Origin of the sequence: Nonomuraea cypriaca, from assembly GCF_015645445.1 — a bacterium.
Taxonomy (GTDB): Bacteria; Actinomycetota; Actinomycetes; order Streptosporangiales; family Streptosporangiaceae; genus Nonomuraea; species Nonomuraea cypriaca.
In genome coordinates this window covers 1-3,507 of sequence record NZ_JADOGI010000438.1, presented here as the reverse complement: position 1 = coordinate 3,507, position 3,507 = coordinate 1, and the positions used below count along the sequence as shown (strand labels likewise).

The 3,507-nt window shown below is 71.6% G+C and carries 3 protein-coding genes; 1 reads left to right on the top strand and 2 read right to left on the bottom strand.

The window, feature by feature from the left end:
• On the bottom strand, window positions 1-1,064 hold a 1,064-nt coding region (locus ITP53_RS54455; protein ID WP_207757736.1), incomplete at its 3' end, for a hypothetical protein.
• 7 nt (window positions 1,065-1,071) lie between these two features.
• Window positions 1,072-2,649 carry an alkaline phosphatase D family protein gene (locus tag ITP53_RS54450; protein WP_207757735.1) on the bottom strand — a complete coding sequence of 526 codons (1,578 nt, stop codon included), beginning with the start codon at window positions 2,647-2,649 and terminating at the stop codon, window positions 1,072-1,074.
• 191 nt (window positions 2,650-2,840) lie between these two features.
• Between ITP53_RS54450 and ITP53_RS54445 the strand changes: the two genes are divergently transcribed.
• Entirely contained in the window at window positions 2,841-3,386 is a 546-nt protein-coding gene (locus ITP53_RS54445; protein WP_328818869.1) for a cupin domain-containing protein, read from the top strand.
• Window positions 3,387-3,507: the final 121 nt, after the last annotated feature.

Sequence of the window (3,507 nt, the reverse complement as noted above, 5' to 3'; positions counted from 1 at the left end):
GTCGCCGTGACGGGCCTGGACAGGGCCTCGTCCGTGTTGTTGACGACCCTGGCGGCCACCTCCGCCTGGCGGACGGCCAGCTCGCAGTGGTCGAGCGCGATCCTGCCCGGCGAGACCGACTGCTGGACGGGCTGCCGCGCGCCGAGCAGTGCCCAGCCGAACGGCACGTCCGCGTAGTACACCGAGCGGCACTCCGCGGGAGCCGAGCGCGATCGGCCCGCGTCGAACGCCGCCTTGCAGGCCGCCCGGTCGGGCAGGTCGGCGTCGTACGCGGCGTCGATGCCCGCGCCGAGCGCCTGGCCGCGGGCGAACAGGAATCCGCTGTGGTCACGGCTGTGCGCGTCGCCCTTGTCGAACAGCGCGTCACTGTACGCCTTGGACCCGGTCAGATCCGCCCAGAACGCCTGCGGCGCGCAGCCGACCGGCTGGTCGTCGCCAGGCACGGCGCACCGGCCGGCCCTGAAGTCGCCTCCGAGCACCGTGACCTGCCCGTCCGCCTCGGGGAACTTGGCGCCGGCCAAGGCCGTGAACGCGGCGGTCGCCGTCGCGGGGTCGCCGCCCGGGTGCGCGGCCACCAGCGGCACCTGGAGGCTGCCGTCGCGCCTGGCCGCCCCCACGTAGGCCTGGTCCTCATCCTGTACGCGCTCGAACCCGGCCGGCCCGGTCACCCGCATGGTGTCGGTGTTGAGGATGACGGCCGTCTCGCGTACCGAGCCGTCGGGCTGGAACGCCGACCGCTCGCCCGCGACCTCGGCCTTGTACTTGTATCCGGTGGCCTTGCTCAGGCTGGTGGCCAGACGCCGGGCGCCAGGACCGAGGATCTCGTTGAGCACCAGGGCGTCGGGGGCGGCCGGGACCCGGGCGGCCAGGCGGATGGCGAAGTTCTCCAGGTCGGCGGTGTCACCGGCGTCGGCAGGGCGTACCGAGTCCTGCAGGTTGGCCTGCACCACGAGCACCTGCCCGGCCGGGGTCCTGGGCAGCTCGGGAGCGGTGGCGGAGCCCGCCGCGGGCACGGCGCCGAGCGGGATCAGGGCGATGGCGGCGGCGAAGATGGATGTCCTCATGGGTGCCTCACGCGTCCTGGAGGGCGGGCCGGCCCGACTCGACGACGAACGACTTGCGTACGGACGCGGTCCCGCCGGGCGTGGTGACCTTGTCCACGACCACGTAGTCCGCCCGCATGGTGTCCTTGGCGACGCGGCAGCGGATGTAGCCGCGCTGGTTGTTGAAGAACTTCAGGTGCGGGTTCGCGGCCAGCCACTCCTGCCCGCCGGCGCTGGTGTCGGTGCCGTCGCCGCCGGAGGTGATCGAGGTGCCGAGGAACTCGACCCCGACCGCCGGGGACTCCGGGTCGGCGAAGTCGGCCTTCAACTCGGCCGCGCAGTTGACGTGCGCGTCACCGGTGATCACGACGGGGTTGGCGACCTTGCGCCGGGTGATGCCGGCCCAGAGGCGGTCGCGCTCGGCGGCGTAGCCGTCCCAGGTGTCGGGGTTGAGCTGCTGCAGCCCGGGGTCGGTGAGCCGGTCGAGCTGGAACATCATCACCTGGTTCGCCATGATGTTCCACTCGCTGCGGGACCTGCCCATGCTGTCGAGCAGCCACGACGCCTGCCGCTCGCCGAGCATGGAACGGCTGGGGTCGAGGCGGGCGGTGACGTTCGCGGGGCTGCGGAACTGCCGCTCGTCCAGGACGTGGAACGTGGCCAGCCGGCCGTACCCGATGCTCTGGTACAGCGACATGTCCGGACCCGTGGGCAGGGTGGAGGGGCGCAGCGGCTGGTTCTCGAAGTACGCGCGGAAGGCGGCGGCGCGGCGGCGCAGGAAGTTCTCCGGGGGGCCGCCCATCGGGGACCGGTCGCTGCCCCAGTTGTCCTCCACGTCGTGGTCGTCCACCGCGAAGAACCAGGGCGCGACCGCGCGGGCGGCCTGCAGGTCGGGGTCGGTGTTGACCAGGGCGTAGCGCAGGCGGTACTGGGAGAGCGTCATGGTGGGCGCGTTGTGCGCCGCCGACAACGGCGTCCTGCGCTGGCCGCCGGTGGCGCCGATGGCGTTCTCGTAGATGTAGTCGCCGAGGTGGCCGATCAGGTCGAGGTCCTGGGCCGCCATGTCGCGGTAGGCGGTGTAGAAGCCCGCGTCCCACGCCTGGCAGGAGGCGTACGCGAACGACACCTCGGTGGCCCAGCGGGGGTCGGGGGCGGTCTTCGTACGGCCCGTGCGGCTGGTCTCGTCGCCGACCGTGAAGCGGTACCAGTATTCGCGGCCGGGGCGCAGCCCGTTCACCTCGACGTGAACGGCGTGGGAGAGCTCGGGGCGGGCGGTGAAGACGCCCTTGCGGACCACGCGCCGCATGCCGTCGTCCTCGGCGACCTCCCACCGGACCGGCACGGGAACGCTCGGCATCCCGCCCATCCCGTCGTCGGCCAGCGGCTCGGTGGCCAGCCTGGTCCAGAGCACCACCCCGTCCTGGCGCGGGTCACCAGAGGAGACGCCTAACGTGAAGGGGTTGGCGCGCAGCGCGGGGGTCGGGTCCTTCGCCCCGCCGGGCACCTGCCCCAGCGCGATGAGCCCGGCCACGCCGGTGGCGTAGGTGAGCATCTGTCGCCGGGACGCGCGGCCGTCCAGCAGGCCACGTACTTGATCGGGTTTCACCTGGTCTTGCCTCATTCGTTGGTCGGATCGCCGGGACATCCACTCATGGGGCGATGAACGGATAAAAAATATTAAAATATGAGGAATCGTATGACAGGTGAATGCGTCCGGTCATCACCCTCGACCAAGATCCTCACTGCGTCCAGACGACCCCGTGAGACCCCGGGCTTTATGGGCATAAACTCTGGCGGGTGGAGTTGCGGATCTACCCCGATGGCCCGTCCGTGCAGGTGGCGGACGAGGCGGCGGCCCTCGCCAGCCCGCTCGACGGGCAACTCGTCCTCGACGGCACCCGATTCCTGCGCAGGGACGTCACGGGCGCCCCGGTCGCGTTCGTCGAACGCCCGCTCATCGCCGAGGCCCTCGACCTCCTGCCCCACCCGGAGGGCGGCTGGTTCCGCGAGACCTGGAGGTCCGCGGTGACGTTCGAGCCCGACGGGTACGACGGCACGCGGGCGAGCGCCACCGGCATCTACTTCCTGTTGCAACCGGGCGAGCAGTCCGTGCCGCACGTGGTGCGTTCCGACGAGGTGTGGCTGTGGCACCGGGGCGGCCCGCTGAGCCTGACGATCGGGGACGACACCATCACGCTGGGCCCACGGGTCGAGGCCGGGCAGGTGCCGCAGGCGGTCGTGCCGGGCGGCACGTGGCAGTCGGCCCGCCCGGCGTCGGCGGAGCCGGTGCTGGTGAGCTGCATCGTGTCCCCGGGCTTCGACTTCGCCGACTTCACCGCCTAGGAGTGTTCTGATGATGTTGCTGGTTGGGGTTCCGATCTTGTAGGTCGAGGGTCAGGCTGGCGGCATGATGGGGCATCGTCCCGAGCGGCCGGTGGGGCCGGATGTGTGGAGCACCTGCCGG